Origin of the sequence: Pseudomonas sp. CP4 (assembly GCF_047758505.1) — a bacterium.
GTDB lineage: Bacteria > Pseudomonadota > Gammaproteobacteria > Pseudomonadales > Pseudomonadaceae > Aquipseudomonas > Aquipseudomonas fluorescens_AO.
Window position 1 is genome coordinate 1,146,291 of record NZ_CP180489.1, and the last position, 19,873, is coordinate 1,166,163.

11 protein-coding genes are annotated in these 19,873 nt (G+C 61.9%); 8 read left to right on the forward strand and 3 right to left on the reverse strand.

The genetic code is table 11. From position 1 onward, the window contains the following. The first annotated feature begins 113 nt into the window (after positions 1-113). The 3 genes from ACMYUN_RS05085 to ACMYUN_RS05095 are packed head-to-tail and all read left to right on the forward strand — an operon-like array spanning position 114 to position 4,650. The gene (locus ACMYUN_RS05085) at positions 114-1,277 is read left to right on the forward strand and encodes an efflux RND transporter periplasmic adaptor subunit (RefSeq protein WP_415763132.1); all 1,164 of its coding nucleotides are present in this window, start codon (positions 114-116) and stop codon (positions 1,275-1,277) included. Next, entirely contained in the window at positions 1,278-3,248 is a 1,971-nt protein-coding gene (locus tag ACMYUN_RS05090; RefSeq protein WP_415763133.1) for a MacB family efflux pump subunit, read from the forward strand. It abuts the gene before it with no gap. 7 nt (positions 3,249-3,255) lie between these two features. Further along, positions 3,256-4,650, forward strand: coding sequence for an efflux transporter outer membrane subunit (locus ACMYUN_RS05095; RefSeq protein WP_415763134.1), 1,395 nt, complete (start codon positions 3,256-3,258; stop codon positions 4,648-4,650). A gap of 1,989 nt (positions 4,651-6,639) precedes the next feature. On the opposite strand, the gene ACMYUN_RS05100 is transcribed toward ACMYUN_RS05095, so the two are convergent. Continuing rightward, the gene (locus tag ACMYUN_RS05100) at positions 6,640-8,265 is read right to left on the reverse strand and encodes a PvdJ/PvdD/PvdP-like protein (RefSeq protein ID WP_415763135.1); all 1,626 of its coding nucleotides are present in this window, start codon (positions 8,263-8,265) and stop codon (positions 6,640-6,642) included. Between the two features lie 206 nt (positions 8,266-8,471). On the opposite strand from ACMYUN_RS05100, the gene pvdM reads away from it, so the two are divergent. The 5 genes from pvdM (at position 8,472) to ACMYUN_RS05125 (ending at position 16,401) form a co-directional block, all read left to right on the forward strand. Next, positions 8,472-9,836, forward strand: coding sequence for a pyoverdine-tailoring dipeptidase-like protein PvdM (gene pvdM, locus ACMYUN_RS05105; protein WP_415763136.1), 1,365 nt, complete (start codon positions 8,472-8,474; stop codon positions 9,834-9,836). Continuing rightward, complete coding sequence (locus ACMYUN_RS05110; protein WP_415763137.1) at positions 9,833-11,119, forward strand: aminotransferase class V-fold PLP-dependent enzyme; 1,287 nt, start codon at positions 9,833-9,835, stop codon at positions 11,117-11,119. The genes pvdM and ACMYUN_RS05110 overlap by 4 nt, the downstream gene beginning before the upstream one ends. 36 nt (positions 11,120-11,155) lie before the next feature. Beyond that, entirely contained in the window at positions 11,156-12,043 is an 888-nt protein-coding gene (locus ACMYUN_RS05115; RefSeq protein ID WP_415763138.1) for a formylglycine-generating enzyme family protein, read from the forward strand. 109 nt (positions 12,044-12,152) lie between these two features. Next, a complete protein-coding gene (locus ACMYUN_RS05120) occupies positions 12,153-13,802 on the forward strand; it encodes a cyclic peptide export ABC transporter (RefSeq protein WP_039763060.1) in 1,650 nt (549 codons plus the stop codon). A gap of 115 nt (positions 13,803-13,917) precedes the next feature. Then, positions 13,918-16,401, forward strand: coding sequence for a TonB-dependent siderophore receptor (locus ACMYUN_RS05125; protein ID WP_415763139.1), 2,484 nt, complete (start codon positions 13,918-13,920; stop codon positions 16,399-16,401). Positions 16,402-17,227: 826 nt separating this feature from the next. On the opposite strand, the gene ACMYUN_RS05130 is transcribed toward ACMYUN_RS05125, so the two are convergent. Together ACMYUN_RS05130 and ACMYUN_RS05135 are read right to left on the reverse strand one after the other, a co-directional pair. After that, positions 17,228-18,747, reverse strand: a protein-coding gene (locus ACMYUN_RS05130) for an IS3 family transposase (protein ID WP_415763140.1) whose coding sequence is annotated in 2 segments (ribosomal slippage) — positions 17,228-18,282 and positions 18,282-18,747 — 1,521 coding nt in all. Because the reading frame shifts where the segments join, the coding sequence is not laid out codon by codon here. A 138-nt stretch (positions 18,748-18,885) separates the two neighbouring features. After that, on the reverse strand, positions 18,886-19,848 hold the full coding sequence (locus ACMYUN_RS05135; protein WP_415763141.1) for an alpha/beta hydrolase: 963 nt from the start codon (positions 19,846-19,848) through the stop codon (positions 18,886-18,888). Positions 19,849-19,873 lie beyond the last annotated feature (25 nt).

Consider the following 19,873-nt stretch of genomic DNA (forward strand, 5'->3'; position numbering starts at 1 on the left):
GCGGTAACTGGATGTGTCTGCGGCTAAATTCCCTGGCACATGCCTCGTTTACAGGACAGCCCCTGTGTCTGTCGTGCCTTGCGACGGGCCGCAACCACTGGCCGGAACCCTGCATGAATCGTCCCCGCCCCGCCCGTCGCGCGCTGTTCGCCGCCCTCTGTCTGATTCCCGTGATCGCCGTTGCTGCCTGGCAAGTGTTGCCACCCGGTCGCGACTCAGTTGTCACTTTGAAGGTCAGTCGCGGCGATATCGAAAACAGCGTAACGGCGCTCGGCACCCTGCAGCCGCGCCGCTACGTGGATGTCGGCGCGCAGGCCTCGGGGCAGATCCAGAAGATTCACGTCGAAGCCGGCGATACGGTCAAGGAAGGCCAGTTGCTGGTGGAAATCGACCCGTCGACACAGAAAGCCAAGCTCGATGCCGGGCGCTTTTCCATCGAAAACCTCAAGGCGCAGCTGCAGGAGCAACGCGCCCAGCACGATCTGGCGCAGCAGAAATACCAGCGCCAGCAGAAACTCGCCGCCGGTGGCGCCACCCGCGAGGAAGACGTGCAGACCGCGCGCGCCGAGGTACGCGCAACGCAGGCGCGCATCGAAATGTTCCAGGCGCAGATCCGCCAAGCCCAGGCCAGCCTGCGCAGTGACGAGGCGGAACTCGGTTACACGCGCATCTATGCGCCGATGAGCGGCACCGTGGTTGCCGTCGGTGCGCGCGAAGGCCAGACCCTCAACGCGCAACAACAAACCCCGCTGATCCTGCGCATCGCCCGGCTGTCGCCGATGACGGTGTGGGCCGAGGTGTCGGAGGCCGACATCGGCCACGTCAAACCCGGCATGACCGCCTACTTCACCACCCTCAGCGGTGGCACTCGGCGCTGGAGCAGCACCGTGCGGCAGATCCTGCCGGTGCCGCCGCGTCCGCTCGAACAGAATCAGGGCGGCAGTCCCACCAGCGGCCGCAGTGGCAGCGAACGGGTGGTGCTTTATACCGTGCTGCTCGACGTCGACAATACCGATCACAGCCTGATGACCGACATGACCGCCCAGGTGTTCTTCGTTGCCGAACAGGCGCAGGACACCCTGACCGTGCCGACTGCCGCCCTGCAACCGGGTTCCCGTCCGCAGTGGCAGCGGGCGCAGATCGTCGCCGCCAACGGCGATATTCAAACGCGGGAAGTGCGCATTGGCATCAACGATCGTCTGCGCACCCAAGTGCTGGAAGGTCTGGCCGAGGGCGAACATATTCTCAGCGCACCGGCCAGCGGTCATGGGGGCTGAATGCACACGCCTCTGATCGACCTGCGGCAGATCCGCAAAGCCTACGGCGGCGATGACAGCCCGCTGGTGGAAGTGCTGCGCGGGATCGATCTGTCGATCCACGCCGGCGAATTCGTTGCGATTGTCGGCGCCTCCGGTTCGGGCAAATCGACGCTGATGAATATCCTCGGTTGCCTCGACCGTCCCACCAGCGGCGAGTATCTGTTCGCCGGGGAAAATGTCGCGCAGCTGGACAGCGATGAACTGGCCTGGCTGCGCCGCGAAGCGTTCGGTTTTGTCTTTCAGGGCTACCACCTGATCCCGTCCGGCTCGGCGCAGGAAAACGTCGAGATGCCGGCCATCTACGCCGGCACCCCGGCCGCCGAGCGGCATGCCCGCGCTTTTGCGCTACTGGAGCGGCTCGGCCTCGGTACGCGCACCGGCAACCGTCCGCATCAGCTTTCCGGCGGCCAGCAACAGCGAGTGTCGATTGCCCGTGCGCTGATGAACGGCGGGCACATCATTCTCGCCGACGAGCCGACCGGCGCCCTCGACAGCCACAGCGGCGCCGAGGTCATGACCCTGCTCGACGAACTGGCCGAGCAGGGTCATGTGGTGATCCTCATCACCCACGACCGAGAAGTGGCGCAACGGGCCAAGCGCATCATCGAAATTCGCGACGGTCTGATCATCAGTGACAGCGCCGAGCATGCGTCCACGCCCTCTGCGACCAATCCCGGCGCGCTGCAAGCGGTCGATCTGCGCCAGCGCCTGAGCAGCGGCAGCAGCCAGACCGGCGCCTGGAAAGGTGAACTGCTCGACGCCGTGCAAGCTGCGTGGCGAGTGATGTGGATCAACCGCTTTCGCACGGCGCTGACGCTGCTGGGCATCGTCATTGGCGTGGCCTCGGTGGTGGTGATGCTGGCCGTTGGCGAAGGCAGCAAGCGCCAGGTCATGGCGCAAATGGGTGCGTTCGGCTCCAACATCATTTACCTCAGCGGCTCGGCACCGAACCCGCGCACGCCCGAGGGCATCATCACCCTCGACGATGTTGCCGAACTGTCCGCCCTGCCCCAGGTGGAACGAATCATGCCGGTCAACGGCTCGACCGCCGGGGTGCGCTTTGGCAACGCCGATCACAGCAGTTACGTCGGCGGCAATGACACCAACTTTCCGCAGATTTTCAACTGGCCGGTGATTCAGGGCAGCTACTTCACCCAGGCCGACGAGGACAGCGCCGCCGCCGTCGCGGTGATCGGCACCAAGGTCCGCGACAAATTGCTCAAGGATGTCGCCGACCCGATCGGCCAATACATCCTCATCGAAAACGTGCCGTTCCAGATCCTCGGCGTGCTCGCGGAAAAAGGCGCCAGCTCCGGCGATTCCGACAGCGACAACCGCATCGCCGTGCCCTATTCGGCGGCGAGCACGCGCCTGTTCGGCAGCCGCAATCCGCAATACGTGGTGATTGCCGCCAAGGACGCGCGCAAGGTCAAGGACGCCGAACAGGCCATCGAGCAGGCGATGTTGCGTCGGCACCACGGCAAGAAGGATTTCGAGCTGACCAACAATGCCGCGATGATCCAGGCCGAAGCGCGCACGCAGGGCACGCTGTCGCTGATGCTGGGGGCGATTGCGGCGATTTCCCTGCTGGTCGGCGGTATCGGCGTGATGAACATCATGCTCATGACCGTGCGCGAACGCACCCGCGAGATCGGTATTCGCATGGCCACCGGCGCACGTCAGCGCGACATCCTCCGACAGTTTCTCACCGAAGCGCTGATGCTCTCGGTGGTCGGCGGAATTGCCGGCATCGGCCTGGCGCTAGTGGTCGGCGGCGTGTTGTTGGTCAGCGGCGTGGCGATTGCCTTTCAGGCGCTGGCGGTGGTCGGTGCGTTTGCCTGTGCGCTGGTCACCGGCGTCATTTTCGGCTTTATGCCGGCCCGCAAAGCTGCCCGGCTCGACCCGGTCACGGCCCTCACCAGTGAATGATCGACCTATGAAAGTGCGACTGACGTTTCTCGCCGCCAGCCTGTTGCTGGCGGCCTGCAGCAGCCCGGCGCCGCGCCTGGACAGCGGCGTGCAGCCACCGAGCGCGTGGCAGTCCGCCGCCAACCATGGCGCGCTGCAGAGCAATCGGCAATGGTGGACGCAATTCGGCAGCCCCGAACTGGAGCGGCTGGTGGAACAGGCGCGGCTGGGCAGCTACGACCTCGCCGCCGCCGTGGCTCGGGTCAGACAGGCCGAGGCCAGCGCAACCATTGCCGGCGCCCCGCTGCTGCCCGAACTCAAGGCCGGGCTGAACGCCAACCGGCAGAAATTGATCCACGGCAAGGGCTACAGCCAATTGGATGTCAGCCCGGAGAATCGCTCGCTGGATTATTACGATGCCGAGCTCAGCGCCAGTTACGAAATCGACTTCTGGGGCGGCAAGCGTGCCGCCCGCGACAGTGCCGTGTTCGGCGTGCAGGCCAGCGAGTTCGACCGCGCCACCGTCGAGCTGACCTTGCTCAGCGGCGTCGCCAACAGTTACACCCAGGCCCTGGCCTTGCGTGAGCAGGCGCGCATTGCCGGACTCAATCTGGCCAATGCGCAAAATGTCCTGCATCTGGTGCAGACCCGTTTCGACGCCGGCAGCGCCACCGCGCTGGAACTGGCCCAGCAGAAAAGCCTGGTGGCCGAACAACAGCGCCGCCTGCCGCTGGTGCATCAACAGGCGCGCGAAGCACTGATCAGCCTCGCCGCCCTGCTCGGCCAACCGGTGCAAACCTTGCCGTTGCCCACGCAATCCTTCGCCCAATTGCACTGGCCAGACATCGCCAGCGGCGTACCGAGCGACTTGCTCAGTCGGCGTCCGGACATTGCCAGCGCCGAGGCCAGGCTCGCCGCAGCCCAGGCTGATGTCACCGTCGCCCGCGCCGCCATGCTGCCGAAAATCACCCTGACGGCAAGCCTCGGCAGCGGCGCTGATCTCGCCGCCGATTTGCTGCGCACGACGTTCTACAACCTGTCCTCGGGGCTGACCGCGCCGATCTTCAACAACGGCCGCCTCAGCGCCGAACGCGACAAGGCCAAGGCCCGCCAGGATGACCTGCTGGAGACCTATCGCGGGGCGATCATCAACGGCTTCGCCGACGTCGAAAAAGCCCTCAGCAGCATTCGTGGCCTCGACGAACAGCGGCAATGGCAAAGCGAAGAACTGAACCAGGCACAAACCGCCTTCGACATCGCCCAGAGCCGCTACCAGGCCGGCGCCGAAGACCTGCTCACCGTCCTGCAAACCCAGCGCACGCTGTATGCGGCGCAAGACCTGAACGTGCAACTGCGCCTGTCGCGGTTGCAGGCGAGCATTGCCTTGTACAAAGCGCTGGGTGGGGGCTGGGAGGTGATCTGACGGAGATGCGTCGACTGGACTGACGCCTTCGCGAGCAAGCCCGCTCCCACAATGAAATCCGGGTCAGGCCAAATACTTCGCCCGACCATGCCCACTCTGTGGGAGCGAGCCTGCTCGCGAAGAGGCCGTGTCAGTCAAAGATGTAACGGATGACCCACCGCATTCGCGAGCAAGCCCGCTCCCACAATGAAATTCGGGTCAGGCCAAAAACTTCGCCCGACCATGCCCACTCTGTGGGAGCGGGCTTGCTCGCGAAGAGGCCGTGTCAGTCAAAGATGTAATGGATGACCCACCGCTTTCGCGAGCAAGCCCGCTCCCACAATGAAATTCGGGTCAGGCCAAAACCTTCGCCCGACCATGCCCACCTGTGGGAGCGGGCTTGCTCGCGAAGAGGTCGTGTCAGTCAAAGATGTAACGGATGACCCACCGCTTTCGCGAGCAAGCCCGCTCCCGCAATGAAATTCGGGTCAGGCCAAAACCTTCGCCCCGACCATGCCCCCCTGTGGGAGCGGGCTTGCTCGCGAAGCGGCCGTGTCAGTCAAAGATGTAACGGATGACCCACCGCTTTCGCGAGCAGGCTCGCTCCCACAATGAAATTCGGGCCAGGCCAAATACTTCGCTCCGACCATGCCCACTCTGTGGGAGCGGGCTTGCTCGCGAAGAGGTCGTGTCAGGCAATGATGCACTGGATGACCCACCGCTTTCGCGAGCAAGCCCGCTCCCACAATGAAATTCGGGCCAGGCCAAATATTTCGCCCCGACCATGCCCACTCTGCGGGAGCGAGCCTGCTCGCGAAGAGGCCGTGTCAGTCAAAGATGTAACGGATGACCCACCGCATTCGCGAGCAAGCCCGCTCCCACAATGAAATTCGGGTCAGGCCAAAAACTTCGCCCGACCATGCCCCCCCCTGTGGGAGCGGGCTTGCTCGCGAAGAGGCCGTGTCAGGCAATGATGCACTGGATGACACACCGCTTTCGCGAGCAAGCCCGCTCCCACAATGAAATTCGGGTCAGGCCAAAACCTTTGCCCCGACCATGCCCACTCTGTGGGAGCGAGCCTGCTCGCGAAGAGGCCGTGTCAGTCAAAGATGTAACGGATGACCCACCGCATTCGCGAGCAAGCCCGCTCCCACAATGAAATTCGGGTCGGGCCAAATACTTCGCCCCGACCATGCCCACTCTGCGGGAGCGAGCCTGCTCGCGAAGAGGTCGTGTCAGGCAATGATGCACTGGATGACATACCGCTTTCGCGAGCAAGCCCGCTCCCACAATGAAATTCGGGTCAGGCCAAAACCCTTGCCCCGATCATGCCCCCCCTGTGGGAGCGGGCTTGCTCGCGAAGAGGCCGTGTCAGTCAAAGATGTAATGGATGACCCACCGCATTCGCGAGCAAGCCCGCTCCCACAATGAAATTCGGGTCAGGCCAAAAACTTCGCCCGACCATACCCACCCTGTGGGAGCGAGCCTGCTCGGGAAGAGGCCGTGTCAGTCAAAGATGTAATGGATGACCCACCGCTTTCGCGAGCAAGCCCGCTCCCACAATGAAATTCGGGCCAGGCCAAAACCTTCGCCCCGACCATGCCCCCCCTGTGGGAGCGGGCTTGCTCGCGAAGAGGCCGTGTCAGTCAAAGATGTAACGGATGACCCACCGCTTTCATGAGCAAGCTCGCTCCCACAATGAAATTCGGGTCAGGCCAAAAACTTCGCCCGACCATGCCCCCCTGTGGGAGCGGGCTTGCTCGCGAAGAGGCCGTGTCAGTCAAAGATGTAACGGATGACCCACCGCATTCGCGAGCAAGCCCGCTCCCACAATGAAATTCGGGCCAGGCCAAAACCTTCGCCCCGATCATGCCCCCCTGTGGGAGCGGGCTTGCTCGCGAAGAGGCCGTGTCAGGCAATGATGCACTGGATGACCCACCGCCTTCGCGAGCAGGCTCGCTCCCACAAGGGGATTGCGACCTATTCTGAGTGTGTGTGTGTTGAACCGATCTAAAGCTGTCGGCCCTTGACCTTCAGATTCCGTGCATACCACGGGCGCTGTGGGACTTTGCGGAACAGCTCGGTCATGTTGTCTTCGTCGCCGAAGGTGATGCGCAGCGCCAGTTTCATGGTTTCCGGGTCCATCTCCACCGAGCGCCCGACCTGCAGGCCGGGCACGGTGCTGCAGCCGTGGGTGTCCGGGCCGAGCCAGGGATCGGCGACTTCCACCCAGCGCCCCGGTGCAAACCACGGCACGCCGTTGACTTGCAAACGGCTCACTTCGCCCGGATGAAAACGTTCATGGGCGCGGAACCAGTCTTCCAGGCGATCATCGATCCAGCCGTGAAAGCGCCAGAACACCGGGTTCACATGGGACGAAAACGGGTCGCCGAGAAAGTCGTTTTCCGGCGCATACCATCGCGCGCCGAAATCCGCCTGATCGCGCGCCATCGGCACCGGAATGTCGTTGGACGGATCGCGCGCCACCGAAGCCCAGCGCATGTGCAGCCAGTCGTGCAGGCCCAGTTCGACTTCCGAACCGAACTGGCCAAGGGTCAATTTCGATAAGTAGCGCGGGTCACGGTACTGCGATTCCCAAACCAGAAAATTGCTCTGAAAAGTCTCCGCCGCTTTGATGTCGCTGACCCACTTGGTGTACTCGTCATCGCCCTCGGCCAGCCAGGTCGGCGGCAGCGAATTGCCGTCGTGATTGTCGAAATAGCGGGCGAAGCCCTGGCGGTCACGCTCCAGCTCAGGCTGCGGCTGCGGGAACGCCGGCCAGGAAGGCAAATCCTGCATCGAACGGGCGATGCCTAGCATGTGCCGATGCATAAAGAAAAAATCCACGCCCGAGCCATTGCGATCCTTGCTTGGCCCACGGGCGTCGCGCTCCTTGTCACGCGGCCCGGGCTGCCAGCCGATGCCGCGCAGCGCTTCGCGTTTTTTCTCCGAGAGCTTGTGCCACTTGTCGCGGGTGGCGTGCCAGAGCTGATGGAACAAACGATGTTCGGGCGCCACCAGCCAGGCCAACAGTCGCGGATTGAGACCGGTGCGTTCACGGGCCTCGGGAAAACGCCGTTTGATGGCGATGAACTGATTGTCCAGCTCGGGCCACGCCAACGGCCGGTCCAGACGCAGCACTTGCCCGGTGAACGTGGCGCTACCGGCATTGCCGAACGCCGCCCAGACCTCATCCAGTTTGACTTTGAATTCATACACCGGCGGCGCCAGCGGCGCATCGGTGCGCAGCAGGCGCCAATACATCTCGGCGCCGTTGCCCGGTGCCAGATCGCCGATCACTTGATAACGCGCAGGCCCCTCGGCACGCAGATTGGTCCCGGTGTCGAGATAACCACGCAGGCCGCGCCCACGATGGGCAATGTCGAGAAACAGCTCCAGGCCTTGCGCTGGCAAACCATCAAGCCCCGCTGCCGCACCGGTAAAGCGAATGTCCCAGACCCCACGCAAATTGTCCGCCAGCTGCTGCCCGGCGGTGTCCGCCAGATCGACCGTGGCTTCGCCCGGGGTGATCGGAAACTCCTCGCGGGTCAGTTCACGATGTGCATAAAAAGCGGCAGGCAGCGCGGCGCCCGTAAGTGCCATGCCCGCCATGAACCAGCGTCGAGAGATCGTCATTGCCCTACCTGTGTCAGCCATGAAGCAGGCTTTATCCAAGCTAGAACGTTTGCTCGGCGGGGAAATTTACGCTGCCGGCAAAACATCACGACGGTGCCGCCGAGCATTTGTAACGCGCGCCTAAATTAGCCCTGCAGCCACTCGTTCTTCCCAGATAGCAAAGGCCCCTGCGCCTGTACCTCGACGGCGAACTGAATGAGATGGCAATGACAAAACCGCGTTGGAAAAAGGCTCTATTCATCGGCCTGCCGCTGGCCCTGGCGATCAGTGCCGGCGCAGGATTTCTGGCCTGGGATTACCTGAACAACCCCGGCTACCCGGTGAAAGTGATGAAACAGGCGACCGAGTTGCAGGATCGCCTGCTGTCGTTCGACAGCCACATCACCGTGCCGCTGAGTTTCGGCAGCCACGATCACGAAGCCGACAAGGATGGCTCGGGCCAGTTCGACCTGGTCAAGGCCAATCGCGGGCGCCTGTCCGGTGCGGCGCTGACGGTGTTCGGCTGGCCGGAAATGTGGAACGGCCCGAACGCCCCGCACCGTCCGACCGAGGGCTTTGTCGAAGAGGCGCGCAACCAGCAGGAAGTGCGCTACAAGATCATCTCCGGGATCGTCCGCGACTTCCCCAATCAGGCCGGCATCGCCTACACGCCGGATGATTTCCGCCGACTGCACGGCGAAGGCAAGTTTGCGATTTTCATCAGCATGCTCAACGCCTACCCGCTGGGCAATGATCTGAGCAAACTCGACCTGTGGGCCGGGCGCGGCATGCGCATGTTCGGCTTCAGTTACATCGGCAACAACAGCTGGGCCGACTCGTCGCGGCCGCTGCCGTTTTTCAACGACTCGCCCGACGCCCTCGACGGGCTTTCGGAAATCGGCAAACAAGCGGTGCAACGTTTGAACGATCTGGGCGTGATCATCGATGTTTCGCAGATGTCGACCAAGGCCCTCGAGCAAGTCGCCGAACTGAGCCGTACACCGCTGGTGGCCTCGCACTCGGCGCCAAGGGCGGCAGTGGATATTCCGCGCAACCTCAGCGACAAAGAGCTGCAACTGATCAAGAACAGTGGCGGCGTGGTGCAGGTCGTCGCCTTCTCGCAGTACCTGAAACCGTTGACCCAGGTCACGCAGGACAAACTCAATGCGCTGCGTGCGCGCTTCGATCTGCCGCCACTGCCTAATTTGGCCATGGCGCTGATGCCGGGCGATCCGATCATCACCGCCTGGTCGGAGCAGAAGCTCGGCCAGTACGCCAGCGGCCTCTACGCGATCCTCGAAGAGGAACCGAAAGCCACCCTCAAGGACTTCGGCGACGCCATCGATTACACGGTACGCAAGATCGGTATCGACCACGTCGGCATTGCTTCTGACTTCAACGATGGCGGCGGCATCAAGGGCTGGGAAAACGTCGGCGAAATCCGCAACGTCACCGCCGAACTGCTGCAGCGCGGCTACTCCGAAGCGGACATCGCCAAGCTCTGGGGCGGCAACTTCATGCGCGTCTGGGATCAGGTGCAGAAAGCCGCGAAACCGGCACTGGCGTCGCGCCAGGAGGTGGCCCGGCCATGACTGATCGTCGCACTTTTCTGAAACACGCCGGCCTGCTCGCCGCCGCCCTGCCCCTGGGCGCCAGCCTGACTGCACCGGCGGCCATCGCTGCCGCGCAGAATGCCTCGCGGGACAAATGGGCGCAGTTGCGTCAGTTGTTCGATCAGGATCCCCAAGCCATCCACTTCGCCAATTTCCTCGTCACCTCACACCCCAAACCGGTGCGCGAAGCCATCGAACGCCATCGCGCGGCGCTGGATCTGAATCCGGGTCTGGCGATGGATTGGGATCTGGGCGTCACCGAGAAGCGTGAAGAAAACGCGCGCCAGTGGGCCGGCCAGTACCTGCAAGCCAAACCGGCGCAGATCGCCCTGACCGGCAGCACCACCGAAGGCCTGGCGATGATCTACGGCAGTGTGCAGGTGCGCGCGGATCAGGAGATCCTCACCACGGTTCACGAGCATTACTCGACGCGCAACATTCTCGATTTCCGCAGCCGGCGTGACGGCACGCGCGTGCGCAAACTCACCCTGTTCGAAACCCCGCAAAGCATTTCTCTGGATCAGGTGCTCGACACGATCAACCGTAATATCCGCCCCGAGACCCGCGTGCTGGGCATGACCTGGGTGCATTCCGGCAGCGGCGTGAAACTGCCGATCAGCGAGATTTCGCGGCTGGTCGATGAGCACAACCGCCAGCGCGACGACCAGGATCGGCTGATTTACGTGGTCGATGGCGTGCACGGTTTCGGCGTCGACGACCTGAGTTTCCCGCAGATGAACTGCGACTTTTTCATCGCCGGCACCCACAAGTGGATGTTCGGCCCGCGTGGCACCGGCATCGTCTGCAGCCGCACGGAAGAACTGAAATACGTCAGCCCCAGCGTGCCGACCTTCTCCGAGGCCACGGCTTTCTCGACCATCATGACCCCGGGCGGCTACCACGCCTTCGAGCATCGCTGGGCGCTGGACGAAGCCTTTAAGTTGCACCTGCAACTGGGCAAGGCCGAGGTGCAGACACGCATTCATCAGCTCAACAGCTACCTAAAGGAGCGCTTGCAGGAGCACCGCAACATCGAATTGGTGACCCCGCTCGACTCGCAGTTCTCCGCCGGTTTCACCTTCTTCCGGATCAAGGGCCAGGACAGTGACGAAGTTGCCGCTTATCTGATGCAAAACCGGGTGATCTGCGACGCGGTCAGCCGCGATGTCGGGCCGGTGATTCGCACCGCGCCGGGCTTGCTCAACAGCGAAGCCGAAGTGGATCGCTTCATGGACATCCTCGGCAAAAAGCTGCGCGCCTGACCCTCGACTGCCGTTTTCCTTTCAAAGAGACGACCCATGAAAAAGCCTCACGCGTCACACCTCTCCAAAGCCCTGCCCGCACTGGCGCTGAGCGCCCTCTGCGTCGCACTGACTCCCGGCAACGCGCTGGCAGCGACCGCGCCCGCTGCTGGCAAAGTGTTCAAGGACTGCAAGGACTGCCCGGAAATGGTCGTGCTGCCGACCGGCAGCTACACCATGGGCACGCCGGATGATGAAGTCGGCCGTCAACCCGACGAAGGCCCGCTGCACACCGTGACTTTCAGCAAACCGTTGGCCATCAGCCGCTCGCAGGTGCTGGTGGGCGAATGGGACGCCTATGTGCGCGAGACCGGCAACAAGCCCTACGACTTCGATGATCGCCCCGGCCGCCGCTGCACCGCCGGCAAGCCGGAATTCAAACAGACGCCCCGCGACCCGGCCGTGTGCATGAACGTCGCCGAAGCCCAGGGCTACATCGACTGGTTGTCGAAAAAGACCGGCCACGCCTATCGCCTGCAAAGCGAATCGATCCGCGAATACGCCGCCCGTGGTGGCAGCGCCGGGCCTTTCCCCTTTCCGTTCGATGAGGGCAAGGATTACCAGATCTCCAGGCACGCCAACACCTACGGCGCGGCCGACGGCTACAACTTCACCTCGCCCGCCGGTTCCTTCCCGGCCAACGCGTTTGGCGTGTTCGACGCCCACGGCAACGTCTACGAATGGACCGCCGATTGCTATCACCCGGACTACTCCGGCGTGCCCGCCGACGGTCGCCCATGGACCCAGGAAAACTGCGAACGCCAAGTCATGCGCGGCAACGATTGGGGCGAGGCGCCGATCTTCTCGCGCTCGGGCAACCGCAACAGCAGCTGGCCGACCAGCAAGGGCGACTGGCTGGGCTTTCGCGTAGTGCGCGACCTCTGACACTGCCCTCGACGAGCGCAGCCACGCCTGCGCTCGGTTAAAGAAACTCCGCGACCATTCGTTTTCCTTAAGTACCGGCACTCCCTCCGCATCGAAGCAGGAATCCTCCATGACCAAGCCTACGCGTGGGGCGATCAACGAATTGTTCGCCCTGCTCAAGCCCTTCCGCCTGATCGTCTCGGCGTCCATCGTGCTCGGCATGCTCGGCGGCCTGAGCGTCACCGTGCTGCTGGCGACCATCAACAACGCCCTGCATTCCGATGACGGCCTGACCCGCACGGTGGTGATGATTTTCGCCGGCCTCTGTGCCCTGGCCCTGCTGACCACGATCCTGTCGGACATCGGCACCAACTATGTCGGCCAGCACATCATCGCCAAACTGCGCAAAGAGCTGGGGGAGAAAGTCCTGTCGGCGCCGATCGACCAGATCGAACGCTATCGCAGCCATCGCCTGATTCCGGTGCTGACCCACGACGTCGACACCATCAGCGACTTCGCCTTCGCCTTCGCGCCGCTGGCGATCTCGATGACCGTGACCCTTGGCTGTCTCGGCTATCTGGCCATGCTGTCGTGGCCGATGTTCCTGATGATGCTGGTCGCCATCGCCATCGGCACCACCATCCAGGCGATTGCGCGGGCCAAGGGCATGCGCGGTTTCTACGCCGCCCGCGACTCCGAGGACGAACTGCAAAAGCATTACAACGCTATCGCCGAAGGCGCGAAGGAACTGCGCATCCACCGCCCGCGCCGTCAGCGCATGTTCGTCGCCGGCATTCAGAAAACCGCTGAGAAAATCTGCGACACCCAGATCAGATCGATCAACACTTTCGTCATCGCCAAGTCGTTTGGCTCTATGCTGTTTTTCGTGGTCATCGGCATGGCCCTGGCCCTGCAATCGCTGTGGCCGAGTGCCGACAAAGCGGTGATGAGCGGTTTCGTTCTGGTGCTGCTGTACATGAAGGGGCCGCTGGAGCACTTGATCAGTACCCTACCGATCATCAGCCGCGCGCAGATTGCCTTTCGCCGCATCGCCGAGCTGAGTGAACAGTTCTCCTCGCCGGAACCGCACCTGTTGCTGCAGGATCAGGGCAGCAAGCCGGCCGCCGTCAACAGCCTGGAACTGCGCAACGTGCGCTACGCCTTCCCGCCCGTGGAAGGCAGCGAGCCGTTCCGCCTCGGCCCGGTGAACCTGCGCATCGAACAGGGCGACATCGTGTTCATCGTCGGTGAGAACGGCTGCGGCAAAACCACGCTGATCAAATTGCTGCTGGGCCTGTACGCGCCGACCGAGGGCGAAATCCGCGTCAACGACAAGCCGATCACTGCGGTCAGCCGCGACGATTACCGCCAGAACTTCACTACGATCTTCGCCGACTACTACCTGTTCGACGACTTGATTCAGGGCGATCGTGAGGTACCGCAGGATGCCACCCGCTACCTCGAACGTCTGGAGATCGCGCACAAGGTCAGCGTGCGCGACGGCGCGTTCAGCACCACCGACCTGTCCACCGGCCAGCGCAAACGCCTGGCACTGGTCAACGCCTGGCTCGAAGAGCGGCCGGTGCTGGTGTTTGATGAATGGGCGGCGGATCAGGACCCGACCTTCCGGCGGATCTTCTATACCGAGCTGCTGCCCGACCTCAAGCGTCTGGGCAAAACCATCATCGTGATTTCCCACGACGACCGTTACTTCGACGTTGCCGATCAGCTAGTGCGCATGGAGGCCGGCAAGGTCCACAGCGAACTGCAACCGGCCTGATCTGAAGAAGCCGCGACCGGGCCGGAAAAAAACTTTTCCGGTTTGCCGCGGCTTCCTCGTCTTAATGAGATGAATAAGAACCATTAACAACTATACCTGCCAAGGTCTTAACCTCATGTCCGCATCCCGTTTCATGCTTCGCCCTCTGACTCGAGCCCTGCTGATGCACGGCGCGACCCGCACACGCCTGGCCGGTAGCGGCCTGGGTCTGGCACTGAGCCTCGCGGTAGCGCCGTATGTCCAGGCCCAGGAATGGACCCTGAACATTCCTGCCCAACCGCTGGCCCAGGCCCTGCAGACCCTCGGTCAGCAGACCAGCCTGCAAATCGTTTACAGCCCGGAGAGCCTGCAAGGCCTGCGCTCCAGCGCCCTCAACGGCCGCTATCAGGACGACGAGTCGCTCAAGGCGATGCTCAGCGGCACCGGCATTCGCTATCAGCGTGACGGCAACACCGTCACCGTGCTCGGCCCGGCCACCAGCGGCAGTGCGATGGAACTGGCCCCGACCAACGTCAACGCCAACCGCCTCGGCGCCACCACCGAAGGCAGCAACTCCTACACCACCGGCGGCGTGACCATCGGCAAGGGCGTGCATTCGCTGAAGGAAACGCCGCAGTCGGTCACGGTGATGACCCGCAAGATGCTCGATGACCAGAACCTCAACACCATCGAACAGGTGATGGAGAAGACCCCGGGCATCACCGTCTACGACTCGCCCATGGGCGGCAAGTATTTCTACTCGCGCGGTTTCCGCATGAGCGGCCAGTACCAGTACGACGGCGTGCCGCTGGACATCGGCAGCAGCTACGTGCAGGCGGACAGTTTCAACAGTGACATGGCCATTTACGACCGCGTGGAAATCCTCCGCGGCGCGGCCGGCATGATGAAGGGCGCGGGCGGCACCGCCGGCGGCGTCAACTTCGTGCGCAAGCGCGGCCAGGACACCTCGCACACGCAGCTGTCGCTGTCGGCCGGGACCTGGGACAACTACCGCGGCCAGGTCGACACCGGCGGCCCGCTGAACGACGCCGGCACCGTCCGTGGCCGCGCCGTGGTGACCCAGCAGACCCGGCAGTATTTCTACGATGTGGCTGAACGCCGCGATCAGATCTACTACGGCGCCCTGGACTTCGACCTCAGCCCCGACACCACCCTCGGTCTCGGCATGGCCTATGAAGACGTCGATGCCACCCCGTGCTGGGGCGGCCTGCCGCGCTACGCCGACGGCTCCGACCTGCACCTGAAACGCTCCACTTGCCTGAACACCTCGTGGAACAACCAGCGCAGCAAACGCGCCACCTACTTCGCCGACGTCAAACACCAGTTCAACGATGACTGGTCGCTGAAAGTCGCCGGTGTGTACTCGCGCAACACCCAGGACATGGAATATTCCTTCCCGAGCGGCACCGTGCCGTTGGGCGCCACCGCGACCAACACGCTGATGCTCGGCAGTACCTATGATTACGACCAGCGCGACTACGGTTTCGATGCTTACGTCGACGGCAAATTCGCCGCCTTCGGCCAGCAGCACGAACTGATCGTCGGCGCCAACGCCAGCCGTTCGCACAAGGACGACTTCTACGCGGTGGCGGCATTGCCACAGCGTCAGAACGTGTTCAACCCGAACCACAACATCCCGCAGCCAGATGAAAGCTACTACCTGGCCAACGCCTCCCGTGGCGGCCCGGTGGACATGCACATCAAGCAATACGGCGCTTACTCGATCGCCCGCCTGAAACTCGCCGACCCGATGACCCTGGTACTCGGCAGCCGGGTCAGCTGGTACAAATCCGACACCGACTCGGTGCAGTACTTCCGCGGCGAAGGCACCGAGGTCAACACCCAGTCCACCGAATCCGGCCAGGTCACGCCGTTTGCCGGCCTGCTCTACGACCTCAACGACAACCTGACCGCCTACGCCAGCTACACCGATATCTTCACCCCGCAAGGCTCGTACAAAACCATCGACGGCAGCACGCTCAAGCCGCTGATTGGCCAGAGCTACGAGCTGGGGATCAAGGGTGAGTGGTACGACGGTCGTCTGAACACCACGTTCAACCTGTTCCGCACCATCCAGAAAGACGCGGCCCAGGATGACCTGCGGTGCGAAGACAGTTCCTGCCAGATCAACTCGGGCAAGGTCCGCGCCCAGGGCTTTGAAGCTGAAGTCAGCGGTGAAGTGATCGACCGCCTGCAATTGCTCGCCGGTTATACCTACACCCAGACCAAAGTGTTGGAAGATGCCGACGCCACTCAGGATGGCGCGGTGTACAACTCCTACGTGCCGCGTCACCTGTTGCGCGTGTGGGGTGATTACGCCCTGAGCGGACCGCTGGACCGTGTGACCATTGGTGCGGGTGTCAATGCACAGACGGGCACCTACCGCGTTTCGCCTCTGGGCGGGGACAATGTCGACGGCGCGGGTTATGCGGTCTGGAACGGTCGCATTGGTTATCGGATCGATGACACCTGGTCGGTGGCGTTGAACGGCAACAACCTGTTCGACAAGCGTTATTACGCGACCATTGGGACCGAGGGGTTCGGTAACTTCTATGGTGAACCGCGGAATTTTGTGATGTCGGTGAAGGCTGATTTCTGATTTTTTGATTTGAGCTGTGAGAGAGCCCCGCATTGTGAGATGTGGGGTTTTTTTTGTTTTTTGGGGATTGGGAGCTTATCCGTTGCTGCGGGTGTTGCCGCTGGCGGTTTCGCTCTTACAGCGAGTCACCTTTTTCAAACGCCAAAAAGGTAACCCAAAAGGCTTTGCCCCGGCGTACGGCCCGCTCGCTAAAGCTCGGGGTACCTTCGTTACGGGACCGATCCGGGCGCAGCGGCTACGGTTTGCTTCGCTGCACCTCCTTCCGCTGTGTACGACTGCGTCGTACGGTCGCTGCGCTCCCTCCCCCGGATCGATCCCGTAACGAAGCCTGCCGAAGGGGCAAAAGATCAAAAGCCGGATCAAAAGCCAAAGCAAAAGCCAGATCAAAAGATCGCAGCCTTCGGCGGCTCCTACAGTTGGATCAGGTGCGGGCATAGAGAAATCGGTCGGCTGTCATGCCGCCTTCGCGAGCAGGCTCGCTCCCACAAAAGCAAAAGCAAGGCAGCGCAGCTGCCCGCGGCGAAGCCGCACCACTCAACAATGAGCGCAAGCTCGAGTGCTCTTGATCTTGATCCACCGGCGACATCGGAAGGCTGAGTGGAGGGATTGATCCGGGCGTGGGAGCGCAGCGACCGTTCGACGAAGTCGAACACAGCGGAAGGAGGTGCAGCGAAGCAAACCGGAGCCGCTGCGCCCGGATCGATCCCGTAGCGAAGGAACCCGAGCCTGCGAGGGCCGAACGCAGGAGCTAGCGTTTTTTGCTTACTTTTTTTGGCGCCGGTGCGTGTCAACGTATCTGTCGCTTCACGGCTGTTTTAGGAGTCTATTACGCCCTTGTTTCAGGGCGCTCTGGATTCAGGTAAACAGCGTTTGCGAGTTTCCAATTACTTACTTCGCCGCTCCAACGGCTAGGGTTAGTTGCTTTGGCTGCCTTGTAAAGATTCTCCCGTGCCTGCAGTAACGCAGGTGCCTTGCCTTCGTGACGCTCATTGGGCGTCACGTATTTCAAGGCGCTATGACGATGCTCGTCGTTGTACCACTCAACGAATTTCTGCACCCAGAGTCGTGCTTCCGTGAGGTTGTCGAAGGGCCGCTCGGGCCACAGCGGGCAATACTTAGCCGTACGAAAAAGCGCTTCGGCATAGGCGTTGTCATTGCTTACTCGGGGTCGGCTGAACGACGGTTCGACGCCCAATGCAATCATGCTTTCTCGAAGAAGCGAGCCTCTCATTACGTGACCGTTGTCCGAGTGCAGTACCAGCGGACGACCCGCCGTACGCTCTCGTAAGCATCCTTTTTCAAGCAGTACGCATGCATGTTCTGCGCGTTCGGATTCGTGTACTTCGTTGGTCACTAATTTGCGGCTATAGATGTCTTTGACCATGTACCAGTAGTAAAAGCGACCTTTAACGGTGGTGGGTAACCACGTGATATCCCAACACCAAACTCGATTTGGGGCATCAGCACAATGTGTGGTCAAAGCTCGGCGCTTCGGAGCTTTGGCTCGGCCTCGACGGCTATTCTGATTTGCCTCTTTCAGCACCCGATAGAATGTTGATTCCGATGCCAGATAGATACCTTCGTCAGCTAACTTCGGGACAATCTGGTGCGGTGTCAGACTCGCGTAGCCAGGTTGATTAGCAGCATCCAAAACAGCCTGACGCTCTGCGACGCTGAGTTTGTTGGACGGTGCTTCGCGCTTGATGATCTGGCGCTTGTCGGCTTCGCAGTGTCGCCAACGCTGAACCGTCCGCAAACACAGCCCGATCTCTTTGCATGCACGAAACCGACGAGCACCACTTGCTACTGCCTCAGCGATCAGGCCCAAAGCCTGCACACGATCAGGGGCGCTGATCAGCCTTCCTTGTCCTTGCCCCAGATCGCATTGGCTTTTTTTCTGAGTTCCAGTAAAGCGACCGCCTCCTTGCAATCAGCATCGGATCGAAGCAGTTGTCGCTCCAGCTCCTTTATCCGTATTTGCTCGGTGGTCGGTTTTTTGTTGGGCTGAGGCTCCATCGCAGTGTTGGCATTCTGGCAAGCTTGGCGCCATTGCTGAATCTGCTCAGGATAAATGCCCTTGATTCGGCAATATTGTGAAAGCTCTACCTCGCTCAACGGCGCGGTTTCCAGAACGGCGTTGAATTTGTCGGCGCTGGACCACTGATTGCTGGTTTTATTATTCCCAGGAACAATCAATCCTTTATCTCTAGCCATTTGCCTCCAGTTTCGCAGTGACTGTGGGGTGACGCCGATTGCAACGGCGAGCTCTGCTACGGAACGGTTTAAGGGCGGCATCATTTGAAGAACAGCCCAGTCTCTGAAGTCATCGTCAAAACGCTTCGGCATTGCTAGACACCTTCGCCCCCATGAATGGTTGAGTCAATCAACAGAGGTGACAGGTAGGCTGACACGGGGGGGCGCTTGTAAAAAAGTAAGTCGCCGTCAGGCGAAACCGCCAGCAGCCGCTACCAAAGCAACGGATATTCACCCAACCTCAAAAGCCCGCGCAAGCGCCCCACCCATCCGCAAATAAACCTCCAGAACCCCAGGCACCACCGCCCCCAACCGCAACAAATCATGAGTCAACCCGGCACAAACCTCGACCTCGACCTCAACCCCCTGCCCACGCAGCCTGTCGACATAAGCCTGCCCCTCATCCAGCAACGGATCAAACCCGGCCAATACCGCAATGGCCGGCGCCACCCCACGCAAATCCTCCGCCAGCAATGGCGAAAAACGCCAATCGAGATAATCCTCCGGCCCACGCGCATAGTGCTGATAAAACCACTCCAGCGTGTCGTTCTCGAGCAAATACCCCTCGCCAAACAACAGCCGAGAATCATGCACCCGCGAAGCATCCGTCACCGGATAACACAACAACTGCGCCTTCGGCGCGATAGCCATCGTGTGCGGTTGCCGCACCGCCTGAATGGCCAACACCGTCGCCAACGTCGCGCCTGCGCTGTCGCCGCCAAACGCAACGCGCGAACCATCCAGGCCGAGACTCGCAGCCTGTTCCGCCAGCCAGGCTACAGCGTCCTCGCCATCCTCCAGCGCCGTCGGAAAGCGATGCTCCGGCGCCAGCCGATAACCGACCGAGAGCACCGCACACGGCGTGCGCTGGCAAAACTCGCGGCAGACGCCGTCGTGGGAATCCAGACTGCCAACGACAAATCCGCCACCGTGGAAATACACCAGCACCGGCAGCGGCGATTCAACGCCGTTGGGCCGATACAAACGTAACGCCAGCGCCGCGCCATCCCGGGCCAGTGTCTCAATCTCGCTGACTTCAAGATCCTGCGGCGCCGGCCAGCGCAGTTGCGCGGTGGTCTGTTCGAATATGGCGCGGGCCTCGCTCGGGCTCAGCTGGTGCATGGCTGGCAGGCCGGCGTCCTGGCTGTCTTGCGCGAGGTCGAGGAAAGCTTCCAGATCAGGGTGTAACGACATCGATAAAAATCCTTGTATCCGCAAT